Source organism: Brevibacillus thermoruber 423 (genome assembly GCF_000454065.1).
Taxonomy (GTDB): Bacteria; Bacillota; Bacilli; order Brevibacillales; family Brevibacillaceae; genus Brevibacillus; species Brevibacillus thermoruber.
Window position 1 is genome coordinate 284,664 of the sequence record NZ_KE695650.1, and the last position, 25,394, is coordinate 310,057.

Below are 25,394 nucleotides of genomic sequence, written 5' to 3' on the forward strand. Positions count from 1 at the left end.
GAGGTATGGATTTGGGTAGCCTTTTTCAGTTCGCGGTTTCCCGGCATCCGGATTGGACCGCGATTGTGGAAGCCGAGCGAAGGTTTACCTACAGGGAGTTCGACCAGCTTACGACGAACATTGCGGCCGGTCTGCAGTCGCTGGGGATCGGCCAAGGGGATCGGATTGTGCTCGTTCTCAAGAATCGCTTGGAAATGAGCGCGCTGTACTGGGCTGTTCAAAAGCTCGGGGCCGTATTCACGCCGATCAATTTCAGGCTTTCGGCGGAAGAGGTGCGGTACTGCATCGAGGACGCGGAGGCGAAGGCGGTGGTGTATGAGCCCGCCTCCGAGGAGGCGGTGCTGCAGGCGACTGCCTCGTGGAGCTCGATCAGAATCGGCGTGCTGGGAGCCGCAGGCGCCGAGGTCACGTATGAACAGTTGGCCGCCAGCGAAAGTGCCGATTGGGCAAAGCCGAGCATCTCGGATGACGACTACTGTCTCATGCTGTACACGTCCGGAACCACCGGGCGGCCCAAAGGGGTTCCGCGTACCCATAAAAATGAATACGGAGCCGCCATGGCCCACATCATCCAGAACCGCTATGAAAAAAAGGAAAGCACGATAGGCGTGATGCCCCTGTATCACACGATGGGCATCCGCTCCCTCCTATCGATGGCTTTCCTCAACGGGAAAATCGTGATGATACCAGATTACGCCCCTCAACTGACCCTTGAGGTGCTGGAGAAGGAAGAAATCACCTGTGTCTATCTGGTACCCACGATTCTGCACGATTTATTATATCACCCGGATTTTAAAAAGTACAATTTGTCGAAACTGCGCAAACTGGGGTATGCCGGAGCCGCCATGACGACCGCATTGGTGCAGGACTGCTTCCGGGAATTGAAGCCGGACGTCTTTGTCAACCACTACGGCAGCACGGAAGTGTATACGTTTTCCGTGTGCGACTATCTGGACAAAAAACCGGGATGCGCAGGCAAGCCGGGCATCCATCAGGAGCTTCGGGTCGTTGTTCCCGATCCGGATGGCAAATCGACGCCGGACGATGTCGTCGCGGTCGGCGAACCTGGCGAAATCATCGTCAATCTTGCGTCGATTGAAGCGTTTCAAGGCTATTGGAAACGCCCGGACGCGAACCGGAAAGCGATTCGCAGCGGCTGGTATTTTACCGGGGATATGGGGGTGATCGACAGCGACGGTGACCTGTATGTGGTCGGACGGGTCGACGACATGATCATTTCCGGCGGAGAAAACATACACCCGATCGAAGTGGAGGATGTGATCGCCAAGCATCCCAAAGTGTCCGAGGTCGCCGTGGTGGGATTGCCTGATTCACGCTGGGGCGAGGTGGTTACGGCTTTTGTCGTCCCGAGCGATCATTCCCTGACGGTGGAAGAGCTGGACGCCTTCTGCAAGGAAAGCCCGGATCTGGCCAACTTCAAGAGGCCGCGCCGATACGTCTGGGTCGCCGAACTGCCGAAAAGCCCTGTTGGAAAAATACTGCGCCGCAAGCTGCGATCCGGCGAGTATACCCAATCCGAACCCATGATGAAGGAGAGTGCATCCTGATGCAAATCACCAATCAAACCGTTTATGAAACGCAGTGGGACCATATCCGTGTGGAAAAGAACAAGGAGAAGCAGACGGCCACCATTATTCTGGACCGTCCGGAGAAAATGAACACGGTCAGTTTTATCGCCCGCTCTCACCTGAGTGAAATCTTCGACCACGTAAACAGGGACGACGACGTGCGCGTGATCATTATCAAGGGCGCCGGGGACAAGGCCTTCACCTCCGGAGGCGATATCCGCGGATTCCTGGAGCGTCATCCGGAAGAGCTTTCCTACCTGCATAAATGCGTGGCCGCGCCGGAACGTTCGCCCAAGCCGGTCATTGCCCAACTGCAGGGCTATACCTTCGGGGTCGGGATGGAAATTGCGATGGCGTGTGACTTCCGCATCGCGTCGGATACCACCTTGCTTGCGCTCCCGGAAATCAACCTGGGTATGATCCCGGGAAGCGGCGGTACACAGCGCGTGGCGAGAATCGCCGGACTGGGCCGGGCCAAGGACATGATCATGCGCGCGCGTCGGATTCCGGCTGAGGAAGCCTACCAGTGGGGACTTGTCACCAAGGTGGTGCCGCAAGCGGAACTGGATGCCGCGGTAGAGGCGCTTGCAGCGGAACTGACCCGCTTCTCGCCGCTGGCGATGCGCGTGTTGAAGCAGGTGTTGAACGCTTCGCAGGAAGGGCCCCTCAGCGCCGGTCTGGAAATCGAGGGCTATGCGTACGGCATGCTGCGCAGCACGAGCGATTTCCGTGAAGGGGTGGAAGCGTTCTACGAGAAAAGAAAACCGAACTTCACAGGGGAATAAGCCAACGACTTCAGGGAGTGGGCCTCACGCCGCTTCCTGAAGTTTCCATATGACTGTTGACATTTTGGGGGTTGCGGAAAGGTGGGTCACGTATGAGTGCAAATGCGGAAACGCAGGTTCAGCGGGTTTCTTCTCTCCAAGGACGGCCGCCGGCAGCGGTCGGGAGAAAGCAGATGATCACGGCCGTTTTGGCCTCCCTTTTGGGATGGTCGTTGGATTTGTACGACCTCTTTATTCTGCTGTACGTTACGCCGGTGCTGGGGAAGCTGTTTTTCCCGGCAGACAATCCCACGCTTTCCTTGGCGGCGGTGTACGCTTCTTTTGCCGTGACACTGCTGCTGCGTCCGTTCGGTTCGGCGCTGTTTGGCTCCTATGCCGATCGCAACGGCCGAAAACGGGCCATGGTGGTGGCCGTGTCGGGGGTCGGGATTTCGACCGCGCTGTTTGGCGTACTGCCGACGGTCGCTCACATCGGCGCCGCTGCAACGATTCTCTTCATTATTCTTCGTCTCATTCAAGGGGTGTTCGTGGGCGGGGTCGTCGCCTCCACGCATACGATCGGGACGGAATCCGTGCCGGAGAAATGGCGCGGCCTGATGTCCGGTCTTGTCGGCGGAGGCGGTGCCGGTCTTGGTGCGCTGCTCGCTTCCATCGTCTATTTCGTCTTGTCCAGCCTGTTTCCCGGCGAGGCATTCAGCGAGTGGGGCTGGCGCTTCATGTTCTTTACCGGCATCCTATGCTCCGTTCTCGGACTGTTCGTATTCCGCATGCTGGAAGAATCACCGCTCTGGGTGCAGCACAAGAACGAGCAGGCAGCGAAACCGGCAGGCCAGCAGTCGCCGGTGAAAATGGTGTTTACGAAATACCTGCCGGTTTTATTGGTCAATTTGTTGATCGTGATTGGCGGGGGATCAGCGTACTACTTGACCTCCGGGTATCTGCCCACCTTTTTGAACGTGATCAACCATGTCCCGCAAACGACATCCTCCATGATACTTGCCGCAAGCAGCATTTCTGCCATCATCGCTTCCGTCGTGCTCGGTCATTTGAGCACCATTATCGGCAGAAAGAAAACGTTTGTTCTTCTGGGGATCCTGAATCTGATGGCTCTTCCGTACCTGTATACGGAACTGGCAGCCGCCCAGGATTTGTCGCGGATTGCGCTCTATGCCATGGGACTGGCGTTTCTCGGGAACGCCTCGTACGCGCCCGTCCTGATCTTTTTAAACGAACGGTTCCCGACGGCGATTCGTTCGACGGGTACCGGACTGTCCTGGAACATGGGCTTTGCCATCGGCGGGATGATGCCCACGTTCGTAACGATGGCCAGCGGTCAAACGTCGGAAATTCCCTTTTACCTGGCGTATTTCTCCATTGGTCTCTTCCTCTTGTATCTGGTAGGCAGCCTGATCATCCCGGAAACGAAGGGCAATTTTCAGTAAAAGCTGAGACTACTCTTTCATGAAAATGAAACCGGTTACAAAATCTGTGGAAAAAACTTGCCGAGCGTATCGGAGGGGAAACGGACTGGACTTGGCCGATATGGTGGAGGCGCGAAGAGAAGACCACGGCAGAACCGTTCACCAAAACACGGTTCGCCCGTGGTCTGACTGCGTCACAGGGCCATCGGCCGCGTGGGTACCGACACCGCTCCAGCAGCCGGTAATGCAAGATTTTCTACTCATACAAAAGGAATTCAGGGAAAGGTTATGGGTATGCGATTTGAAATGGGGGAGGTTTTGATTTGCGTACCTTGCTTTGTGTGTTGTCCCTGTTCCTGCTGGTAACCGGCTGTACCCAGCCATCCAAACCGGAGACGAAAGCCAAGTCTGCGGCAGAAGATCCTCTTTGCAACCCGACACCGATCCGCCATTTTGATGGGGAGCAACAAGCGAAATCGATTGCGGAACAGGTGGACGGCATTGACCACGCGGTTGCCGTGCACATCGACAAGGAATTGCACGTCGCCATCCACGTGAGCAACTTTAATCGCCTCCGATTGGAATCCATTGAAAAAGAAGTGGCGCAAAAATTGAAAGCCGCGTTTCCCCAGGCAAAGGTCCATGTTTCCTCCGACAAAAAGATCATGGCTGAACTGCAGAAGCTGTACGAAACGCCGTGGTCGGCACAGCAGGAGGAAGCGTGCAAACAGAAGAAAAACCTGAAACGGATTGAAAAGCTGATGAAGGGATAATGCGGCATGGCCCTTCTCAAATGAGGAGGGCTTCACTTTGTTTGTTTCGGTTGGCCACTCCTCCCGCGGCAATTGGCTGCCGGGATTCTGCCGGATGGATCACGTTTACCCTTGAATGGTGAAACGGCCGACAATAGGCGGCCGCGATTTGACGAATACGCTCTGTAGCGAAAACGATGTCTGTCTGTTCATGGACAAGGAGGGATCCGTATGAATCACGAACGGGAAGAAGAGAATCCGTTCAGCGATCTGTTCGTAAGCAATCCCGGGGCGGACATTCCCGGGATTGGCCTGCAGGAGAAGCCGCAGAACGAAGCCCGGCAGCATGGACCGCAGGACGTTCAGCAGGCGATGCAGCAGACCCGCGAGCAAATGGCGCCACCAGCCGTGCCCTGTCAGCAGCAGGGACAGCAGAATCAGGCGGCCAAACAGCAAATCAATCAATTTATCCAGGAATCCAAACAGGATCTGCAAGAAGGAGCACTTGGTCATAGCCAGCAACAGCAACAACAGCAACAACAACAGCAGCAACAACAACAGCAACAATCGTAACCTGCAAGGGGAAGCAGAAAAGGAAAGCGTGCGGACGTGGCCGCGAACGAACGGCGGCAGGAGGACAGCCCACAGGTACGGTAAGCGGGGTTCGCAAGCGAAAGCAGGTCCCCAACGTCTCGGATGCCGTGTCAAAACGCCAAAACCTGCGCCACGCCGCTTCTGTGGAGGACGAGAGGAATAGCCCTTCCGGCGCTGCGTGGGGATAGTGTGCAACCGAACCGCGGCCCCAACCGTAATAGTAGTAGGAAATCGAACATGATCCATAGGGGGAGGCATTCACATGCTCATTTCAACCACCAGCACCTTGCAGGGCAAAGACGTTGAGGAGTATCTGGGCATTGTCAGCGGCGAAGTGATTTTGGGGGCCAACGTGGTCCGCGACTTTCTGGCGGGCATCACCGACATCATCGGCGGCCGCAGCGGGGCGTACGAGAACAAGCTGGCCGAAGGCAGGGAACTGGCGATCCGGGAAATGACGGAGAAAGCGAGAGCCCTGGGGGCAAATGCCATCATCGGCGTGGATTTGGACTTCGAAACGCTGCGCGAAGGCATGATGATGGTGATCGCGACGGGAACAGCGGTACGGGTGAAGTGACAGTCGGGCGTCTGCCCGGCTTTCTCTTTGGGGCGAAGCGGGAGAGCAAAAACAAGCGGAGCAAAAAAATGCTTTACTCCGACTGGTTGGCAATACTATTCTAACAAGAGAATTGATGTTTTCGAAATTGTCCGCAAATAAACAGCGCCGCCGGAAACGTCTCGCATCGCACAAGGGGAGACGGACTCCCGTTGACGCAGCAGCTCATCCTACGAAAGAACCAGGACCAGATGAAAGCGGGGCGGCGGCAAGGCCGTTCCGAAAAAACGGCGGAAGCGCCGGGCGCAATCCGTCATCGGCTGGCAGTGGGACACAACCCCACGCCCCGGCCCCATGGGAGAAAAAAACTGGTCAAGCCCTGGAGCCCTGCGATAAAATAAGACCTGCGAACTACCGCATCCAAAATGAGGGAAATCATGCGCCACTTTTGTACCTTTTTGGCTGTCGTCAAAAAGCTGGAAGAACACACCGTGCATTTTGACTTCTACCACCTGTCGAAGCAGCCCCAGCCGGTGCGCCAACTGCTGAAGGCGAACGCCTGGCTGCCGCGCCATTACTTCGACTACCTGCTGTACAGCGGCGTGCTGGAAGTGGACAGCGGGCAGCCGTATGTGCCTGCGCCCGCTCAGCCGGCCGCGATCGGAATGAACATCAGGTCACTGGGAAGCACCGTAGTGTTCGACATGTGTTTTTCGCCGCAAACCTACAAGCTGTGGCAAAAGGCGAACGCGTTTCTGGACGACCTTTCGCTTGCGGCCGACGTGTTTGAGGAATACGTCTACCGATTGGGAGCGATCAGCCGCTTCCGCCATTTGGGACGCGTGGACGATCCGGTGGTCGCCGCACAGCTTGGCGAAAACGACATGATCGAATTCAAGCGCGATTTTCTCTTGTCCAAAGGCGGCATCATCAAATCGGTGGTGGCGTTCGCCAACTCCAACAACGGCAACTTGTTCCTCGGCATCTCCGACGAGGGCGAGATCATCGGCGTCAACCACGAGCTGAAACAGTACGGTGACCCGGACAAGTACCTGCTGGCCATCACCCAGTACATCCAGGACAAAACGACACCGTTTCTTTCGCCGTTTCCAAAGATTTCATTAAAAAAGGTACAGGACAAATACGTCGTGGCCATCTTCGTCGAGGTGGGCTCCGAACTGGTTTGCGGATTGGACAAGAACGGCGACAAATACGTCGCGATTCGCACCAACAACCGCTCGGTCATCGTGAAGGACCCGCACCAGATCGGCGAAATATACGTCAAGCGCAAATTGGGCAGTGAAATCAGCCGTCGATTGGGGCTTTTGTAGGAACGTCTGCCAAGCCAGCGAACACGATGGGAGGATACCTGCATGAAAAGGACCTTGCGTGCGTATGTGTTTCCGGTACTGATGGCCGGTCTTTTGATGGCCGGCTGCTCCGAGGGCGTCAAAGGAACGGAGTCCGACATGAAAAAGCAGTTGGACGCCGATCTGGGAGCCGTGGAAAAGGTAACCGTGCTCTCCACGGACGGTCAGGAAGTCCCCCTCGCCCTGGACGAATTTCTCAAGGAACTTCCCGAGCAGGGAAAAGACCTGCAGGTTTCCCCGCAGCCCCTGAAGCGGGACGAGATACGCTATACGCTGGTGCTCTACCGGCACAAGCTGGCCCCGTTGGTGGTGGAAGTGGGCAAGCAGGCAAGCCAGTACGGAGAGAATACCTATCGCGGGCCAGGAGCCGACCGCTTTTACCAATGGATCCATCGGGAGGCGGGAAAAGGGCTGCTGCCGGCAGCGGTCCAAACGGCGGTGGTCTCCGCCGAAGACCTGGGCCAAACGGTTACGCTCGGCAAAACCCAGGCGGAATTTCTCCAGGGGGTGCTTGCGGCCGCGACCCCGCTGAGCGACAAGGAAATCGATCAGTACCCGCTGTATCCGCATTACCGGCTGCGCATCGATACAGGGGGACGCTCCCTGCACATCACCATGCTGACGCCGACACTGGTGTCCATTCCGTTCGGCCGGGAAACCCATTACTACAGCATCCAGGGTTCGCTGTTTTCGCAGCTCACCCAATGGCTGCCGCCGCGGCGGACGGCGGGTGATGCGTTTGACAGGCTGTTTCAGGCGTCGAAAATCCGCGTGGAGCCGTCCGGGGACGCACGCGTGGCGTCTGTCGAGCAAAGCGCGACGGAAACGACGGTGGAGCAGGGGAAAGCGCATCAGTGCGTCCGGCTGCTAAAAGGCGGCGTGGCGCTTGCCGGTCAGCCGAAGTCGCCGGGCAGTGAGCGCTACCGCCTCATCTTTTCCGTCGAAGAGAGCGAAGTGACCGTGCACGTCTACGACCGCCACATTCGCTTCAACGACACCTGGTATGCCCACGAGCGCTTGGACGACGAACTGCTGACCGTTTTGCGGGCAAAAAAGTAAGCCGAATCCTCATGAAATTTCCGTCTTCTGGTCACGATAGAAGAGAACATGTCAATATCACTACCACTTTTGCGATTTTTGTCGTAGAATAGTTACGTTGCACTGATAAAGGCAGTTTTGTGACTGGCCGAAAAACCTTGTGCCGGGGCGAACCTGCCGATCTTTATTTGCCATTAGGAGGATGGAGAATGAACATTCACGAGTATCAAGGCAAAGAGATACTGAAGCAGTACGGTGTAAAGGTTCCCGAAGGGCGCGTGGCGTTCACCGTGGATGAAGCGGTGGAAGCGGCCAAGGAACTGGGCACGCAGGTTGTCGTCGTGAAAGCGCAAATCCACGCCGGCGGCCGCGGTAAAGCGGGCGGGGTAAAAGTGGCGAAAAGCCTCGACGAAGTCCGTACATATGCTCAAGAGCTTCTTGGCAAGGTTCTGGTTACTCACCAAACCGGTCCGGAGGGCAAAGAGGTAAAACGCCTCCTGATTGAGCAGGGCTGCGACATCAAAAAGGAATACTACGTCGGTCTTGTGGTTGACCGTTCGACAGGCCGCGTCGTCATGATGGCCTCCGAAGAGGGCGGTACCGAAATCGAAGAAGTGGCAGCCCGCACGCCGGAAAAAATCTTCAAGGAAGTCATCGACCCGGTTACCGGCCTGACGCCGTTCCAAGCGCGCAAGCTGGCGTTTGCGATCAATATTCCGAACGAACTGGTAAACAAAGCCGTCAAGTTCATGATGGGCCTGTACCAGGCATTTGTCGAAAAAGATTGCTCCATCGCCGAAATCAACCCGCTCGTGGTTACCGGCGACGGCGAAGTCATGGCGCTTGACGCGAAGCTGAACTTCGACAGCAACGCGCTGTTCCGTCACCCTGAGATCGTCGCGCTGCGCGACCTGGATGAGGAAGACGAAAAAGAGATCGAAGCGTCCAAATTCGACCTCTCCTACATCGCCCTGGACGGCAACATCGGCTGCATGGTAAACGGCGCTGGCCTGGCCATGGCGACCATGGACATCATCAAATTCTACGGCGGCGAACCGGCCAACTTCCTCGATGTGGGCGGCGGCGCTACCGAAGAAAAGGTAACCGAAGCGTTCAAGATCATCCTGAAAGACCCGAAAGTAAAAGGAATCTTTGTCAACATCTTCGGCGGCATCATGAGATGCGACGTCATCGCAAACGGCGTTGTCGCTGCTGCGAAACAGGTGAAACTGGATCGTCCGCTGGTTGTCCGTCTGGAAGGCACCAACGTGGACCTTGGCAAGAAAATCCTCAGCGAATCCGGGCTCAACATCGTGGCGGCCGATTCCATGGCAGACGGCGCTGAGAAGATCGTAGCGCTGGTTCAATAACGAACGGTTCCGGACGCACCGGTGAAAAGACATTTTCGAGAAGTATCTATACGCGATGAAAAAGGTGGGACATTTACGCGATGAGTATTCTCGTGAACAAGCATACAAAGGTAATCACCCAGAACATGACCGGTAAAACCGGTATGTTCCATACCAAAGGCGGACTTGAGTACGGCACCCAAATGGTTGCAGGGGCAGTTCCCGGCAAAGGCGGCACGGTTGTCGATTTCACGCTGGACAACGGCAGCACCGTTTCGGTTCCGGTATTTAACACGGTAGCGGAAGCAAAAGAAGCAACCGGTGCCAACACGTCGGTCATCTACGTTCCGCCGGCGTTCGCGGCCGACGCCATCATGGAAGCGGTCGATGCCGAACTGGATCTGGTCATCTGCATCACCGAGGGCATCCCGGTTCTCGACATGGTGAAAGTGAAACGCTACATGGAAGGCAAAAAGACCAAATTGATCGGCCCCAACTGCCCTGGCATCATCACGCCGGGCGAGTGCAAAATCGGCATCATGCCGGGCTACATCCACACCCCGGGTAAAGTGGGCATCGTATCCCGCTCCGGTACCCTGACCTACGAAGCGGTACATCAAACCACGACCCGCGGTATCGGTCAGTCCACGGCCGTCGGTATCGGTGGAGACCCGGTAAAAGGCATGGAGTTCATCGACGTGCTGAAACTGTTTAACGAAGACCCGGATACCGAAGCGGTCATCATGATCGGGGAAATCGGCGGTACCGCCGAGGAAGAAGCGGCTGAATGGATCGCGGCCAACATGAAGAAACCGGTTGTAGGCTTTATCGGCGGTCAAACCGCTCCTCCGGGAAAACGCATGGGCCACGCCGGTGCGATCATCTCCGGCGGCAAAGGAACGGCAGCCGAGAAGATCGCCAAGCTGGAAGCGTGCGGCGTGCGCGTGGCGAAAACGCCGGCGGTCATCGGCGAAACGCTGGTGGAAGTGCTGAAAGAGCGCGGTCTGCTGGAAAAAGTCATGAACAAGTAATCAATCCGGCCGGTTTTCGCGTGCCGAAAGAGGACAAGCATGGACGCTTGCCCTCTTTCTTTTTTTGTACCCGCCGCTGTCTCCGTGTACAATAGCAGGCGAAACGTCTCGGCAGATGCAGCCGGACAAACAGGAAAAGACGGGAGGCGGTCGGGTGAAGGGCGGAAGTGATCGACTGGAAGAGCGGGATTGGCTGTACGCGATGATCAGGCTGAACGGACTGGGGCGAAAAAAGCTGCGGGAGCTGTACCGGCGCTGGGGATCGTTCGCGCAAGCGGCGGTCAACTGGGAGACGGTGTCTGAGGAGAGCGGCGTCCGTGCCAGACAGGCGCAGACATGGGCCGATGCGCTTGCGCCGGCCGCCGTGCTGGCGGCGAAGCGGGAACGAATCCGCGGCGGCATCTCGTTCGTATGTTTCTGGGAAGACGAGTTTCCCCCGCTGCTCAGGCACATTCCGGACCCGCCGCTGGCCTTGTTTTACAAAGGGGATGTGTCGCTGCTCAAGCGGCCGGCCATCGGTGTCGTGGGCGCCCGCAAACCGACCGCGTACGGACGGGCGGCGTGCTGCCACCTGGTCAAACAGTTGGCCGAAGCCGGCATGGTGATCGTCTCCGGCCTGGCGTACGGGATTGACGCCGAAGCGCATCAGGCGGCACTCGGCGCCGGGGCTCCGACCGTCGGGGTGATGGGCTGCGGCATCGATCAGGTGTATCCCGCGTTTCACCGGCCGCTCTACGCGGAGATTGGGTCTTGCGGCCTGCTTCTTTCGGAGTATCCGCCGGGGACTCCGGCGAAGCCGGGCCTGTTTCCCGAGCGAAACCGGATCATCAGCGGGCTGAGCCTCGGCGTGCTGGTCGTGGAAGCGGCGGAACGCAGCGGATCGCTGATTACGGCCGATTGTGCGCTGGAGCAGGGGCGGGAGGTGTTTGCCGTCCCCGGGCCGATTTTTTCCGAGGTGAGCGCGGGTCCGCATAACTTGCTGAAACAAGGTGCAAAGCTAGTAACAAACGCGGCCGATGTGCTGGAGGAATTGGGTGCATGGCCGGAGGCGCAGCCTGTCACGGACCGTCAGCCTGCCGGTGAAGGAGGGGCCAAGCTGGGGGAAGAGGAAAGCAACGTGTTCGCGCTGATCGGCTGCGAGCCCGTCCACGCCGACGAGCTGGCCGATGCGCTCGCGCCGCCGGAACGGCAGCGGCTGCATCAGACCTTGCTTACGCTGGAAACAGGCGGCTTCATTGTCAGCTTGCCCGGAGGCTATTTCGCCAGAAGGTGACCCCGGCCGATTTCCTCCCGCAGCATCAGGCCTTGCAGGTGTTTGACAAATCGGATAAGCATATTTAATAATAGGGGAGATTCCTTACTGAAAGGGGAGGAAATAAATGGCTGACACGCTTGTGATTGTCGAATCCCCAGCGAAAGCGAAAACGATCGGAAAATATCTGGGAAGCAAATATATGGTGAAAGCGTCCATGGGCCATGTGCGCGACCTCCCAAAGAGCCAGATGGGTGTTGACGTATCGAAAGGATTTGAACCGAAATACATAACCATTCGCGGCAAGGGGGACGTGCTCAAAACCCTCAAGGACGCCGCCAAGAAAGTAAAAAAGGTATACCTGGCGGCGGACCCGGACCGCGAAGGGGAGGCGATTGCCTGGCACTTGGCGCAGTACCTCGGGCTGGACATGAGCCAGCCGCTGCGCGTGGTGTTCAACGAGATTACCAAAGACGCCATCAAGGAGGCGTTTAAACACCCCCGTCACATCAACATGGACCTGGTGAACGCCCAGCAGGCGCGGCGGATCCTGGACCGGCTGGTCGGCTACAACATCAGCCCGATTTTGTGGAAAAAGGTGCGCAAGGGGCTGAGCGCCGGGCGCGTCCAGTCGGTGACGGTCAAGCTGATCATCGACCGTGAGCGGGAAATCCAGCGATTCGTGCCGGAGGAGTACTGGACGATCAGCAGCACGCTCCTGAGCAACGGCAAGCCGTTTGAAGCCAAATTCTACGGATACGGCGACGAAAAAATGGAGCTGAAGTCGGAGGCGGACGTCAAAGCGGTGATGGACCGCATTCAGGGGCAGCCGTACGTGGTGCAGAAGGTGACCAAACGGGAGCGCAAGCGCAATCCCGCGCCGCCGTTCATCACCAGCTCGCTGCAGCAGGAGGCGGCCCGCAAGCTGAACTTCCGGACGGCCAAGACGATGCGGATCGCGCAGGAGCTGTACGAAGGGATCGATCTCGGCGGCAAGGAAGGTACGGTCGGTCTGATCACCTACATGCGTACCGACTCCACGCGCGTTTCGGTGACGGCGCAAGAGGAAGCCAAAGCGTACATCTTGGAGCACTTCGGAGCCGATTACGTCCCGGCCGAGCCGCGTGCCCAGGTGAAAAAGGAGAATGCCCAGGATGCCCACGAAGCAATTCGGCCGACCTCGGTGATGCGCACGCCGGACCAGCTCAAGGATGTGCTGAGCCGCGACCAGCTTCGCTTGTACCGGCTGATCTGGGAGCGCTTCCTCGCCAGCCAGATGGCGTCGGCGGTGCTGGACACGATGAGCGTGGACATCGAGGCGGGCGGAGTGACGTTCCGGGCGACCGGTTCCAAGGTAAAGTTTCCCGGCTTCATGAAGGTATATATTGAAGGAAGCGACGACGGCAAGGAAGAGGAAACGTTCCTGCCGCCGATTGAAGAGGGGCAGACGCTGGAGTTGAAGGCAATCGAACCGGCCCAGCACTTTACGCAGCCGCCGCCCCGCTACACCGAGGCACGGCTGGTCAAGACCCTGGAAGAACTGGGGATTGGACGCCCCTCCACCTACGCGCCGACCCTGGAGACGATCCAAAAACGGGGCTACGTGGCGCTGGAGGAGAAGCGGTTTGTCCCGACCGAACTGGGGGAGATCGTCATTTCCCTGATCGAAGAGTTCTTCCCCGAAATCCTGGACGTGGAGTTTACCGCCCACATGGAATCCGACCTGGACAACATCGAGGAAGGGATAGCCGACTGGGTGAAGGTGCTCGACGCCTTTTACCAGGATTTTGCCAAGCGGGTCACCGTCGCCGAGGAGCAGATGGAACAAGTGGAGCTGAAGGATGAAGAATCCGACGAGACGTGCGAACTGTGCGGCCGGGTGATGGTGTACAAACTGGGGCGCTTTGGGAAGTTTCTCGCCTGCTCCGGATTCCCCGAATGCCGCAACACCAAGCCGATCGTCAAGGAAATCGGCATCGCCTGCCCGCAGTGTGAAACCGGATCGATCATTGAACGTAAATCAAAGAAGAGCCGTATTTTTTACGGCTGCAACCGATATCCGGAATGCGATTTCGTCTCGTGGGACAAACCAATTGCGCGTCCTTGTCCGAAATGCGGCGGGATGCTCGTCGAAAAGAAGCGGAAAAAGCAGGGCGTCAGCATTGCCTGCACCAGATGCGATTACCAGGAAGAAGCCGATTCCTGAGGACGTGTGGAGGATACCAGCATGAATGAACAACCGTACGTAACCGTGGTGGGTGCCGGGTTGGCGGGCAGTGAAGCGGCCTGGCAGATCGCCCAATCCGGCGTCCGCGTAAAACTGTATGAAATGCGGCCGAAAACGCAGACGCCCGCTCACCATACCGACAAATTTGCGGAGCTGGTCTGCAGCAATTCGCTGCGGGCCAATTCGCTGACCAACGCGGTGGGCGTATTAAAGGAAGAAATGCGCCGCTTTGACTCGGTCATCATCGGCGCGGCGGACAGGTGCGCCGTTCCGGCCGGCGGTGCGCTGGCCGTGGATCGGCACGAATTTGCCCAGTATGTGACGGACGCCGTTCGCAACCACCCGCTGGTCGAAGTGGTGAACGAGGAAGTGACGGCGATTCCCGAAGGCATCGTGGTGATCGCCACCGGCCCGCTCACCTCGCCGGCGCTGTCGGAGAAGCTGAAGGCGCTGACCGGTGAAGAGTACCTGTACTTCTACGACGCGGCTGCGCCGATCATCGAAAGGGACTCCATCGACATGGACAAGGTGTTTGTCGCGTCCCGCTACGACAAGGGAGAAGCGGCCTACCTCAACTGCCCGATGACGGAAGAGGAGTTCAACCGCTTTTACGAAGCGCTGATTACGGCGGAGGAGGTCCCGCTCAAGGAGTTTGAAAAGGAGATCTACTTCGAGGGCTGCATGCCGATTGAAGTGATGGCCAAACGGGGACGTCAGACGATGCTGTTCGGTCCGCTGAAGCCGGTGGGCTTGATCGATCCGCGCACCGGCAAGCAGCCGTTTGCCGTCGTTCAACTGCGCCAGGACAACAGCGCGGCCACCCTGTACAACATCGTCGGCTTCCAGACGCATCTCAAGTGGCCGGAACAGAAACGGGTCTTTTCGCTCATCCCCGGCTTGGAAAACTGCGAAATCGTCCGCTACGGCGTGATGCACCGCAACACGTTCATCAACTCGCCCAAGCTGCTTCGTCCCACCTATCAGTACAAGGAGCGGGACACGCTGTTTTTCGCCGGACAGATGACCGGCGTGGAGGGATACGTGGAGTCGGCCGCATCGGGACTGCTGGCGGGATTAAACGCGGCCCGGCTGGCCAAGGGAGAGGAACTGCTTGTCCTCCCACCGGAGACGGTGATGGGCAGCATGGCTCGGTACATCACTACCGCCGACCCGAACAACTTCCAACCGATGAATGCCAATTTCGGGCTTGTCCCCGAGCTGCCGAAACGCATTCGCAACAAGCGGGAGAAGAACGAAAAACTCGCTGAGCGAGCGCTAGACACAATTCAGAATTTTACACAAAAAAGACACAAATTGAGTTGATATCCGAATTTCGGCTGTGTTACTATATAGGTGCCTTTGAGGAGGGTGCATGCCAGATGGACAAATCGCAGCCGATATCCATAGACGTGGAGCTGTTCACCCGTTACTTGCGCGTCGAAAAAAATGCCTCTCCTCATACGGTGAAGCAGTACGTGGCAGATATTAACGAATTCGTCGCCTTTATGGAACAGCACCAAATCCCCGTATTTGCTGCTGTTTCTTATTTACACGGCCGCTCTTTTCTCGCCCATTTGGCCAAAAGGGGGCTGTCACGGCGCAGCATCGCCCGCAAGCTCTCCAGTTTGCGGAGTCTGTACCGTTTTTTGCTGAGGGAAGGCCGGGTGGAGCAAAATCCGTTTCAACTGGTGTCCACGCCCAAGGTAGAAAAAAAGCTGCCCTCCTTTCTGTACCCGCATGAACTGCAACCATTTTTTGACCTGCCTGACACACAGACCCCGCTCGGCATGCGCGACCGGCTCATTTTCGAGCTGCTGTATGCGAGCGGGATTCGCGTGTCGGAGCTGGTGACGCTGACGCTGGATGCGGTCAATGTTTCCATGGGAATCGCCCTGGTGTACGGAAAAGGGGCCAAGGAGCGATATGTGCCGATTGGCAGTTATGCTTGCGACATTCTTCGGAAATACCTAGAATATGGAAGGCCGAAGCTGCTCGCCGGCAACAGCGACCACGGCTATCTGCTTCTCAACTACCGGGGAGAACCGCTGTCCGACCGGAGCGTCCGCCGCATCGTCGACAAATACGTGGAGCAGCACGCCCTGAACCTGCGCGTGTCGCCGCACACGTTTCGCCACACCTTTGCCACCCATCTGCTGAACGCGGGAGCCGATCTGCGGACCGTACAGGAGCTGTTGGGCCACGTCAACGTTTCGACGACGCAGGTGTATACGCATGTGACCAAGGAACGGCTGCGCCATGTCTATGACGCGGCCCATCCGCGCGCGAACGCGAGCCATCCCGGGTCCGCCGGAAGTACATAAGCGGGAGGAATCTGCAATGGAACAGTTTCATGCAACAACGATTTTTGCCATACATCACAACGGCGAAGCGGCCATGGCCGGCGACGGACAGGTCACGTTCGGCAACAGCATGGTGATGAAGCACGGGGCAAAAAAAGTGCGCCGTCTGTACCGCGGCGAGGTGCTGGCGGGGTTTGCCGGCTCTGTCGCGGATGCGATCACCCTTTTTGAAAAGTTTGAAGCCAAACTGGAAGAGTTCCACGGCAACCTGCAGCGGGCGGCTGTGGAGCTGGCGAAAGAATGGCGCATGGATAAGATCCTGCGCCGGCTGGAAGCGATGATGATCGTGATGAACAAGGAGCACCTGCTGCTCATTTCCGGCAACGGCGAAATCATCGAACCGGATGACGGCATTCTCGCGATCGGCTCGGGAGGTAGCTACGCATTGGCGGCAGGCAGGGCGCTGAAACGGTACGCGCCCCATCTGAGCGCCAAAGAGATTGCCGAAGCCGCGCTGCGGACGGCTGCTGAGATCTGCGTGTTCACCAACGACCATCTGGTTGTGGATGAGATGAAATGAAAGGAAGGGAGGACTCCCTGTGCTGAACCTTGAGCAGTTAACCCCGCGCAAGATCGTGGAACATCTGGACGTATACATCGTCGGGCAGGCCCAGGCGAAAAAAGCCATCGCGGTGGCGCTTCGCAACCGGTACCGGCGCAGCCGGCTGCCGGAACACCTGAGGGATGAAGTGGTGCCGAAAAACATCCTGATGATCGGGCCTACCGGTGTGGGGAAAACGGAGATCGCCCGCAGGATCGCCAAACTGACGGGGGCGCCGTTTGTCAAAGTGGAGGCCACCAAGTTTACGGAAGTGGGCTATGTGGGCCGCGACGTGGAGTCGATGGTTCGCGACCTGGTCGAAGCGGCCATCCGCACCGTAAAGCAGGAAAAAATGGAGGCCGTCAGGGAGAAGGCGGAGAAGCTGGCCAACGACGCCATCGTCAATATCCTCGTCCCTTCGCGCAAACAGCAGCATTCGTTCAAGAATCCGCTGGAGATGCTGTTCGGCGGTCAGCAGCAGCAGACCCATTCGTCCGACACGGAGGACGCGTCGCTGGAACAGCAGCGCCGGCAGGTGGCCTGGCAGCTCGCGGCCGGCCAACTGGAGGACCAGATGATCGAGATCGACGTGGAGGATCAATCCCCGTCCATGTTTGACCTGTTTCAGGTTCCGGGTACGGAACAGATGGGGATGCAGATGCAGGACATGTTGGGCAGCCTGCTCCCCAAGAGGACGAAGAAGCGAAAATTGCGAATTAAAGATGCGCGAAAGGTATTAATTCAACAAGAAGCGCAAAAACTGGTGGATATGGACGAAGTCACGCAGGAGTCGATTCGCCGTGCCGAAAACCACGGTATCATCTTTATTGACGAGATCGACAAAATCGCCGGTAAGGACGGCCGGGGTCCCGACGTCTCGCGGGAAGGCGTTCAGCGCGACATCCTGCCGATCGTGGAAGGTTCGACGGTGATGACCAAGTACGGACCGGTCAAGACCGACCACATCCTGTTCATTGCCGCCGGAGCGTTTCACATGGCCAAACCGTCCGATCTGATTCCGGAACTGCAGGGGCGCTTCCCCATCCGTGTGGAGCTGACCAGCTTGCGGGCGGAAGACTTTGTCCGGATTTTGACTGAGCCCAAAAATGCGCTGCTGAAGCAGTACAGTGCGCTTTTGGAGACGGAAGGCGTCCGGGTGGAATTTACACCGGAGGCGATCCAGGAAATCGCCCGTCTGGCAGCGGAGGTGAACCAGGCGACCGACAACATCGGCGCGCGGCGTCTGCACACGATGCTGGAAAAACTGCTGGAAGACCTCTCCTTCGAGGCTCCGGACATTCATTTGGATGTGGTGCAAATCACGCCGGAGTACGTCCGCGACAAGCTCGGATCGATTGCCGGCAACAAGGATTTAAGCCAGTACATTCTGTAAAACCAATCGATCACTATTATTGGGAGGAACGTAACAATGGATCTGTTATCGAAAACCAGAAGAATTAACCGCCTGCTGCAAAAATCGGCAGGGCATGCCGTCAACTTCAACGAGATGGCGCAAGTGCTGAGTGATGTCATTGAAGCCAACATCTTTGTCGTCAGCCGCAAGGGCAAACTGCTCGGCTTTTCGATTCATCAGGAAGTGGACAACGATCGCATCCGCAAAATGCTGGAAGAGCGCCGTTTCCCGGAAGAGTACAGCCTCGGCCTTCTGAAAGTGGAAGAGACGTCCGCCAACCTGGACGTAGACAGCCCGTACACCATTTTCCCGGTGGAGATGAAAGAAGTATTCCGCACCGGTTGGACCACCATCGTGCCGATCATCGGCGGCGGCGACCGGCTGGGCACGCTGATTCTCGGCCGCGTCAACAACCAGTTTGTCGACGATGACCTGATCCTGGCCGAAGTGGGCGCGACCGTTGTCGGCATGGAAATCCTGCGGGAACGCTCCGAAGCGATCGAGGAGGAAGCGCGCAGCAAAGCGGTGGTGCAGATGGCCATTGGCTCCCTCTCCTACAGCGAACTGGAAGCGGTTGAACACATCTTTGAAGAGCTGGAAGGCAAAGAGGGCCTGCTGGTCGCATCCAAAATCGCCGACCGCGTGGGCATTACCCGTTCCGTCATTGTCAACGCCCTCCGCAAGCTGGAGAGCGCCGGCGTGATCGAATCCCGTTCGCTGGGGATGAAAGGTACCTTCATCAAGGTGCTGAACGAAAAACTGCTGCCGGAACTGGAAAAACTGAAAACTTCTTGACACTTGGAGCCCCTGGAGGCAGGGGGAGAACGTCTCCGGAGTGTGAAAATCCTGTAAAGAAAAGGTGTAGCGATGGTAAAAGCTACACCTTTTTTCCTGGGCACATAGTCCTATTTTTTGTTGAGCAGAATCAAGTTTTTCGAGCCAAAAATACTCGTATCTCTGTAAAATTATAGAATTGCAACAAGGATCGTGCCAAAAACTTAGTAATATCAGGAAGGATAAGGGATTTAGTCCCATTGAATCATTTTGAGAAAAGTTGCCACAATAGGGCTTTTTTCGTTATACCAGTTTTGCTATGATGGAGTCGTATTCTTGTGTCGAATAAGCGAGAAATTCCGAAATTTATGCGGAAAAAGAGCGGAATGAGGGGAGTGGGAAGATGCTGGATAGCTTTCATTTGCAGGTCCTGGAGCGGTCGCTGGACACCGCCATGCTTCGACAACGAACAATAGCAAACAATATCGCCAACGTGGATACCCCTCAGTTCAAAAGCAAGCATGTCGTGTTTGAGGAGCTGCTGCAGCAGGAACTGGCGGGGACTTCGGGACAGCCGAAGCTGGAGGCGTACCGGACGAATGAGCGGCACATTCCGTTTACCGGCACGGGGACGCTGCCGATGCCGCAAATCGTCTCGAATGCCGACAACATGATGCAGCACAACGGCAACGACGTCGATCTGGAGTTTGAGATGAACGAGTTGGCCAAAAACCAGATCTGGTACAATGGTCTGACGCAGCTCACCGCCGGATACTTCCAGAAGCTGCGCAGCGTAATCGAGGGTGGAGGGAGATAGTAGATGAGCCTGTTTCAGGGAATGGATACAAGCGCGTCTGCGCTGACGGCCAACCGCCTGCGGTTGGATACGATCGCGGCTAACATCGCCAACGCCAATACGACCCGCGCCACATTCGTGAACGGGGCCTGGCAGCCGTACAAGCGCAAAATGGTGGAACTGTCGCCGGTAACCGGCCAGTCGTTTGACAACCTGCTGCAGGCGGCGATCGGCACGGTGACCGGCCAGACGGAACAAGGCGTCCGTGTGACGGCGATCCGCGAAGACAACGCGCCGTTCAAACGGATGTACGATCCGACGCATCCGGATGCCGACGCAGAAGGCTACGTGCTGCTGCCGAACGTCGACGTGATGAAGGAAATGGTGGACATGATCTCTGCCTCGCGTTCCTACGAAGCCAACGTCACCGTCTTGAACGCAGCCAAAAGCATGATGATGAAAGCACTGGAGATCAAGTAGAAGGAGGCGTAAGGAATGGACATTAGCGCGCTTTCCCGAACGGACGCGATACAGCCAAAACCCCTGACGAAGACGTATACGCCTGCCGAGGTCACGAAGTCCTTTTCGTCCTATCTCTCGGATGCGCTGGATCAGGTCAATCAGGCGCAGGTGGAATCAGCCGTACTGGCGGACCGGTTCGCAGCCGGACAAGTCCAGGACGTGCATCAGGTCATGATCGCCGGTCAGAAATCCGCGATCATGCTGCAAATGGCCTTGCAGGTGCGCAACAAGGTGATTGAATCCTACCAGGAAATCATGCGCATGCCTATTTAACGTTGTCGGTATTCTTGGTGAGGTGAACCATGAACGAACGTCTATCACAGTATAAAGAGCAAGTCTTGGCGAAATGGAATCAGCTTTCGCCCAAGCGAAGGTGGATGATTTCCGGGATCGTGCTGTTTTTGCTCATCTCTCTCGGCCTATACATATACATTGCCTCACAGCCGGTCTACACGCCCCTCTACAACCAGAGGCTGAGTGAACAGGAAATCGGATTGATCAAGCAGGAACTGGAAAGCAAGAAAATTCCCTACCGGATCACGGATAACGGGACCAACATCGAGGTTCCGCAAAAGCTGGCCCAGGATGTCATCGTCGATTTGGCCGCACAAGGAATCCCCAGCCAGGCGGGCATCAATACGGAGATCTTCTCCAACACGCTGGGCGTCACAGACCGTCAGTTTGACGTGATGAAAAAAGAGGCGCTGCAGCAGGAACTGCGCAAAATGCTGGAGCGGGTAAACGGCGTCAGAAGCGCTCAGGTGATGATCAACCTGCCGGAGGAAAGCGTCTGGATCACGGAGAAGCCCGAAACGGCGACAGCCTCCGTCATCGTCGACGTGGAACCGGGTACCCGGTTGGACCAAAAGCAGATCAACGCGCTGTACCTGCTGGTATCCCGCAGCGTGCCCAAGCTGCCGCCGGAAAACATCACGATTTCCGACCAGTACTCCAACCTGCTGGAGTGGAAGGACGGCAGCGAAGCGGAAGGCTCGCTGACCGGGTTCGAGCAGCAGGAAAAAATCAGGGCCAACGTCGAGCGGGAGATCCAGCAAAACCTGTATCAACTGTTGGGTACGATGATGGGCAGGGATAAGGTCATCGTCCATACGTTTATCAAGATGAATTTCGACAAGGAAAACCGCGTGGAAAACCTGGTCGAAGCGCCGGATAAGGAAAACAACGAAGGACTTATCATCTCATCCCAAAAATCATCCAAAACGTTCTCCGGGCAGGGTGCCCCTCCGGGCGGAACGGCGGGAACGGGCGGAAACGCCGTCCCCGGCTATCCGGGAAGCACGCCGCAGGGAAGCAACAGCCAGTACGAGGAACTGAACGATACGATCAACCGCGAAGTAAACCGAATCACCCGCAACATCACGATGAGCCCGTACAAGATCGAGGACATCACGATCAACGTCGGCGTGGAGCCTCCGGAAGGCGGGCAGTTGGATGCACAGACCATTGAAAGCATCAAACAGGTGCTCCGCAACGTGGTGCGGGTCACGTTAAGCGACAGAGGCGTGCAGTTGACCCAGGAGGAACTGGACCAGCACATCTCCGTCTTGCCGCGTCAATTCTCCGGCAAAGTGGCCGTCGACAGCTCCACCGACTTGACACCGTATTTGTACGGGGCAGGTGCAGTCGCCCTGTTGGCTCTTGGTGCGGTCGCATTCCTTATCTATCGCCGCCGCCGCCAAGCGAAGCTGCAAGAAGAAGAGGTTCCGGACCTGATGCCGCCGCAGCCGATGGAGATTCCGGATTTGACCTACCAGGAAGACACGGATCAAGTGGTGGTGCGCAAGCAACTGGAAAAACTAGCGCGCAGCAAGCCGGACGAATTCGTTGTCTTGCTTCGCACGTGGTTAGCTGAAGACTAAGGAGTGAAAGCAGTATGGCTCGCGGCGCCAAAGAGTTGACCGGACGACAGAAGGCTGCGATTCTTCTCATCTCGCTCGGGCCGGAAATCTCCGCCCAGGTGTTCAAGCACTTGCGCGAAGATGAGATTGAGCAGCTTACGTTGGAAATTGCCAACGTCCGGAAGGTTGATTCCGATGAAAAAGACAAGATTCTTGCCGAGTTTCACCAGATAGCGGTCGCCAAGGAAGTGATCGCCCAAGGCGGGATTACATACGCGAAGGAAATTCTGCAAAAAGCGTTGGGCGAATCGAAAGCGATGGATATCATCAACCGTCTGACCGCCAATCTGCAGGTACGCCCGTTCGACTTTGCCCGCAAAGCGGACCCGGGCCAGATCCTGAACTTTATCCAGAACGAACATCCGCAAACGATTGCCCTGGTGCTCTCCTATCTGGAGCCGCAGCAGGCGGCGATGATTCTCTCCGCGCTGCCGCAGGACCGGCAGGCCGACGTGGCCAAGCGGATCGCGCTGATGGACAGCACGTCGCCGGAGGTCATCGCCCAGGTGGAGCAGGTTCTGGAGCAAAAGCTGTCCGCAACCGTCACCCAGGACTACACCCAGGCCGGCGGTATCGAAGCGATCGTGGCCGTTCTCAACGGCGTGGACCGCGGAACCGAGCGGACCATTTTGGACTCGCTGGAGATTCAGGACCCCGAACTGGCGGAAGAGATCAAGAAGCGCATGTTTGTCTTCGAAGACATCGCCACGCTGGACAACCGTTCCATTCAACGGGTTATCCGCGACGTGGAAAATGCCGATCTTCAGCTCGCGCTCAAGGTGGCCAGCGAGGAAGTCCGCGAAGTCATCTTCCGGAACATGTCCAAACGGATGGCGGACACATTCAAGGAAGAGATGGAGTTTATGGGACCCGTTCGTCTGCGCGACGTCGAAGAAGCCCAGTCCCGCATCGTCGCGATCATTCGCCGCTTAGAAGAGGCGGGTGAGATCATCATCGCCCGCGGTGGAGGGGATGATATCATTGTCTAGAATCATCAAGCTGTCCCACTACCAGGCTTCGGACGAGTCGGTTCTCCTCTCGTTGAGGACTTCACCATTACAGACGGTGCAATCTTCCGAAAGGTTGCAAGAAAATCATCAAATGGTAAAAAATGCTGAGGACGAAGCGAAAATCATCCTCCAGGATGCGGAGGAAACCGCGCAGAGCGTGCTTCGCGAGGCCATGGAGCAGGCGGAGGAAATCAAGCGGCAGGCGCTCGCGGAAGTGGAACGCTGGTGGGAGGAAAAACGGCGCGAAGCGGAGGCACTGTTTCAGGAAACGCGGGAACAGGCGAGCCGGGAAGGATTTGACGCCGGTTACGCGGACGGAAAGCGGCAGGCGCTGGAAGAAGAGGCCGGCTGTGTGGAACAGGCCCGTTCCCTTTTGGAGCAGGCGTACGCCGAAAAGGAACGGATCATCGCCGAAGCGGAACCGTTCCTGGTGGAGCTGAGCGTGGACGTAGCGAAAAAGGTGATCGGGACGGAGCTGCACAGCTCGCCGGAGACGGTGCTGGAGATGGTGAAGAAATTGCTGCGCCGCTCACGCGTGCACGGCCACATCACCGTCTGCGTCAATCACCGCCACTACGCGTTTGTACAGGAGCAGCGCGCCCAACTGCTCGCCCTCCTGGACGGGCAGGCGGAGCTCTCCATTTACCCGGATCACACCGTACAGGACGACGGCTGCGTGATTCGGACTCCGCTGGGAAGCGTCGATGCACGAATCGACACGCAATTACATGAAATCAAACAGTGTTTGCTGGACATCGCCAGGGGGAGTGAAGGGACATGACGATCCTCGACCTGGCGAAATACAGACAGGCGCTGGAGAGTATCGACCCGGTGCGGGTCAACGGAAAGGTTACGCAGGTGGTGGGCCTGACGATCGAGTCGCAGGGGCCGGAAGTGAAGCTGGGGGAAATCTGCCAGATCTTCCCGCAAAGCGGCGAGCCCATCATCGCCGAAGTGGTCGGCTTTCGGGACAACAAGGTCCTGCTGATGCCGCTGGGGGAGCTGACTTCCATCGGGCCGGGCAGTGACGTCGTGGCGACCGGCAGTTCGCTGTCCGTCAAAGTGGGACCGGAAATCCTCGGCAAGGTGCTGGACGGATTGGGACGCCCGCTGAAGGGAAGCATCCCGCCCGGCCTTGCCACCTATCCGACCAACAATGCGCCTCCCAATCCGCTGCTGCGGCCGCGCATCACAGAACCGCTCAGCGTCGGCGTGCGGGCCATCGACGGGCTGCTGACGGTCGGAAAAGGACAGCGTGTGGGGATCTTCGCCGGTTCCGGCGTCGGAAAGAGCACGCTGCTGGGAATGATCGCCCGCAACACGACGGCGGACATCAACGTCATCGCCCTGATCGGGGAGCGCGGCCGCGAGGTGATGGAGTTTATCGAGCGGGATCTCGGGGAAGAAGGACTGAAGAGGTCGGTTGTCGTGGTCGCCACCTCCGACCAGCCGGCCATGATCCGGATCAAAGGGGCAATGATCGCCACCTCGATCGCCGAGTATTTTCGCGACCGCGGCCTGAACGTCATGCTGATGATGGATTCGGTCACCCGTTTTGCCATGGCGCAGCGGGAAATCGGCCTGGCGATCGGCGAACCGCCGGCGACGCGCGGCTACACCCCGTCCGTGTTTGCTCTGCTGCCCAAGCTGTTGGAGCGGGCCGGCACGGCGGACAAAGGCAGCATCACCGGTTTTTACACCGTTCTGGTCGATTCCGACGACATGAACGATCCGATCGCGGACGCGGTGCGCGGGATCTTGGACGGGCATATCGTCCTCGACCGAAAAATCGCGCAAAAGGGACACTTTCCGGCGATTGACGTGCTTGCCAGCGTCAGCCGGGTGATGAACGAGATCTGCACCGAACGTCATCTCGAAGCGGCCCGCCAGGTAAAGCGGCATCTCGCCACATTCCGGGAAGCGGAAGACCTGATCAACATCGGCGCCTACAAGCCGGGAACCAACCGGGAGATTGACGCGGCGATTCGCTACAAGGACATCATCCGCGATTTTACGGCGCAGGGAACGCACGAACCGTCCGATCTGGACACCACGATTCAGGCGTTAACCGCCCATTTCGGAGGGGTGAACTAG

General features: G+C 57.5%; 24 protein-coding genes. All 24 read left to right on the forward strand.

Translation table 11 applies throughout. The features are described from left to right. The first annotated feature begins 5 nt into the window (after positions 1–5). The gene (locus tag M516_RS0109630; protein WP_029098925.1) at positions 6–1,568 is read left to right on the forward strand and encodes a class I adenylate-forming enzyme family protein; all 1,563 of its coding nucleotides are present in this window, start codon (positions 6–8) and stop codon (positions 1,566–1,568) included. After that, positions 1,568–2,374 carry an enoyl-CoA hydratase/isomerase family protein gene (locus tag M516_RS0109635; RefSeq protein ID WP_035289398.1) on the forward strand — a complete coding sequence of 269 codons (807 nt, stop codon included), beginning with the start codon at positions 1,568–1,570 and terminating at the stop codon, positions 2,372–2,374. Before M516_RS0109630 ends, M516_RS0109635 begins: the two co-directional genes overlap by 1 nt. Positions 2,375–2,466: 92 nt before the next feature. Then, positions 2,467–3,816, forward strand: coding sequence for an MFS transporter (locus M516_RS0109640; RefSeq protein WP_029098927.1), 1,350 nt, complete (start codon positions 2,467–2,469; stop codon positions 3,814–3,816). A 302-nt stretch (positions 3,817–4,118) separates the two neighbouring features. Next, on the forward strand, positions 4,119–4,568 hold the full coding sequence (locus tag M516_RS0109645) for a YhcN/YlaJ family sporulation lipoprotein (RefSeq protein WP_029098928.1): 450 nt from the start codon (positions 4,119–4,121) through the stop codon (positions 4,566–4,568). Positions 4,569–4,778: 210 nt separating this feature from the next. Then, positions 4,779–5,120, forward strand: a complete 342-nt coding sequence (locus M516_RS25200) for a hypothetical protein (RefSeq protein WP_152523379.1) — start codon at positions 4,779–4,781, stop codon at positions 5,118–5,120. A gap of 283 nt (positions 5,121–5,403) precedes the next feature. After that, positions 5,404–5,718, forward strand: coding sequence for a YbjQ family protein (locus M516_RS0109655; RefSeq protein ID WP_029098930.1), 315 nt, complete (start codon positions 5,404–5,406; stop codon positions 5,716–5,718). A gap of 416 nt (positions 5,719–6,134) precedes the next feature. Further along, positions 6,135–7,028 (forward strand): AlbA family DNA-binding domain-containing protein, encoded by an 894-nt coding sequence (locus M516_RS0109665; protein WP_029098932.1) that lies wholly within the window; start codon positions 6,135–6,137, stop codon positions 7,026–7,028. A 42-nt stretch (positions 7,029–7,070) separates the two neighbouring features. Next, complete coding sequence (locus M516_RS0109670; RefSeq protein WP_029098933.1) at positions 7,071–8,126, forward strand: hypothetical protein; 1,056 nt, start codon at positions 7,071–7,073, stop codon at positions 8,124–8,126. Positions 8,127–8,314: 188 nt separating this feature from the next. Further along, entirely contained in the window at positions 8,315–9,475 is a 1,161-nt protein-coding gene (gene sucC / locus M516_RS0109675; RefSeq protein ID WP_029098934.1) for an ADP-forming succinate--CoA ligase subunit beta, read from the forward strand. A gap of 80 nt (positions 9,476–9,555) precedes the next feature. Further along, a complete protein-coding gene (sucD, locus tag M516_RS0109680) occupies positions 9,556–10,485 on the forward strand; it encodes a succinate--CoA ligase subunit alpha (RefSeq protein WP_029098935.1) in 930 nt (309 codons plus the stop codon). Between the two features lie 154 nt (positions 10,486–10,639). Then, complete coding sequence (gene dprA / locus M516_RS0109685; RefSeq protein WP_035289560.1) at positions 10,640–11,758, forward strand: DNA-processing protein DprA; 1,119 nt, start codon at positions 10,640–10,642, stop codon at positions 11,756–11,758. A gap of 106 nt (positions 11,759–11,864) precedes the next feature. Beyond that, positions 11,865–13,943, forward strand: coding sequence for a type I DNA topoisomerase (gene topA / locus M516_RS0109690; RefSeq protein ID WP_029098937.1), 2,079 nt, complete (start codon positions 11,865–11,867; stop codon positions 13,941–13,943). A gap of 21 nt (positions 13,944–13,964) precedes the next feature. Continuing rightward, a complete protein-coding gene (gene trmFO / locus M516_RS0109695; RefSeq protein ID WP_029098938.1) occupies positions 13,965–15,287 on the forward strand; it encodes an FADH(2)-oxidizing methylenetetrahydrofolate--tRNA-(uracil(54)-C(5))-methyltransferase TrmFO in 1,323 nt (440 codons plus the stop codon). 56 nt (positions 15,288–15,343) lie between these two features. Then, a complete protein-coding gene (xerC, locus tag M516_RS0109700) occupies positions 15,344–16,285 on the forward strand; it encodes a tyrosine recombinase XerC (protein ID WP_029098939.1) in 942 nt (313 codons plus the stop codon). Between the two features lie 16 nt (positions 16,286–16,301). Next, positions 16,302–16,844: an ATP-dependent protease subunit HslV gene (hslV, locus tag M516_RS0109705; RefSeq protein ID WP_029098940.1), complete on the forward strand. Its 543-nt coding sequence runs from the start codon at positions 16,302–16,304 to the stop codon at positions 16,842–16,844. Between the two features lie 19 nt (positions 16,845–16,863). Next, positions 16,864–18,258, forward strand: coding sequence for an ATP-dependent protease ATPase subunit HslU (gene hslU / locus M516_RS0109710; protein WP_029098941.1), 1,395 nt, complete (start codon positions 16,864–16,866; stop codon positions 18,256–18,258). 36 nt (positions 18,259–18,294) lie between these two features. Next, positions 18,295–19,074, forward strand: coding sequence for a GTP-sensing pleiotropic transcriptional regulator CodY (gene codY / locus M516_RS0109715; RefSeq protein WP_029098942.1), 780 nt, complete (start codon positions 18,295–18,297; stop codon positions 19,072–19,074). Between the two features lie 382 nt (positions 19,075–19,456). Further along, positions 19,457–19,870 carry a flagellar basal body rod protein FlgB gene (flgB, locus tag M516_RS0109720; protein ID WP_029098943.1) on the forward strand — a complete coding sequence of 138 codons (414 nt, stop codon included), beginning with the start codon at positions 19,457–19,459 and terminating at the stop codon, positions 19,868–19,870. Positions 19,871–19,873: 3 nt separating this feature from the next. Beyond that, positions 19,874–20,329: a flagellar basal body rod protein FlgC gene (gene flgC, locus M516_RS0109725; RefSeq protein ID WP_029098944.1), complete on the forward strand. Its 456-nt coding sequence runs from the start codon at positions 19,874–19,876 to the stop codon at positions 20,327–20,329. A 15-nt stretch (positions 20,330–20,344) separates the two neighbouring features. Further along, a complete protein-coding gene (fliE, locus tag M516_RS0109730; protein ID WP_029098945.1) occupies positions 20,345–20,644 on the forward strand; it encodes a flagellar hook-basal body complex protein FliE in 300 nt (99 codons plus the stop codon). A 29-nt stretch (positions 20,645–20,673) separates the two neighbouring features. Then, positions 20,674–22,251 (forward strand): flagellar basal-body MS-ring/collar protein FliF, encoded by a 1,578-nt coding sequence (fliF, locus tag M516_RS0109735; protein ID WP_029098946.1) that lies wholly within the window; start codon positions 20,674–20,676, stop codon positions 22,249–22,251. 14 nt (positions 22,252–22,265) lie between these two features. Next, the gene (gene fliG / locus M516_RS0109740) at positions 22,266–23,279 is read left to right on the forward strand and encodes a flagellar motor switch protein FliG (protein WP_029098947.1); all 1,014 of its coding nucleotides are present in this window, start codon (positions 22,266–22,268) and stop codon (positions 23,277–23,279) included. Beyond that, positions 23,263–24,081, forward strand: coding sequence for a flagellar assembly protein FliH (gene fliH / locus M516_RS0109745; RefSeq protein ID WP_029098948.1), 819 nt, complete (start codon positions 23,263–23,265; stop codon positions 24,079–24,081). The genes fliG and fliH overlap by 17 nt, the downstream gene beginning before the upstream one ends. Further along, complete coding sequence (gene fliI, locus M516_RS0109750) at positions 24,078–25,394, forward strand: flagellar protein export ATPase FliI (RefSeq protein ID WP_029098949.1); 1,317 nt, start codon at positions 24,078–24,080, stop codon at positions 25,392–25,394. The genes fliH and fliI overlap by 4 nt, the downstream gene beginning before the upstream one ends.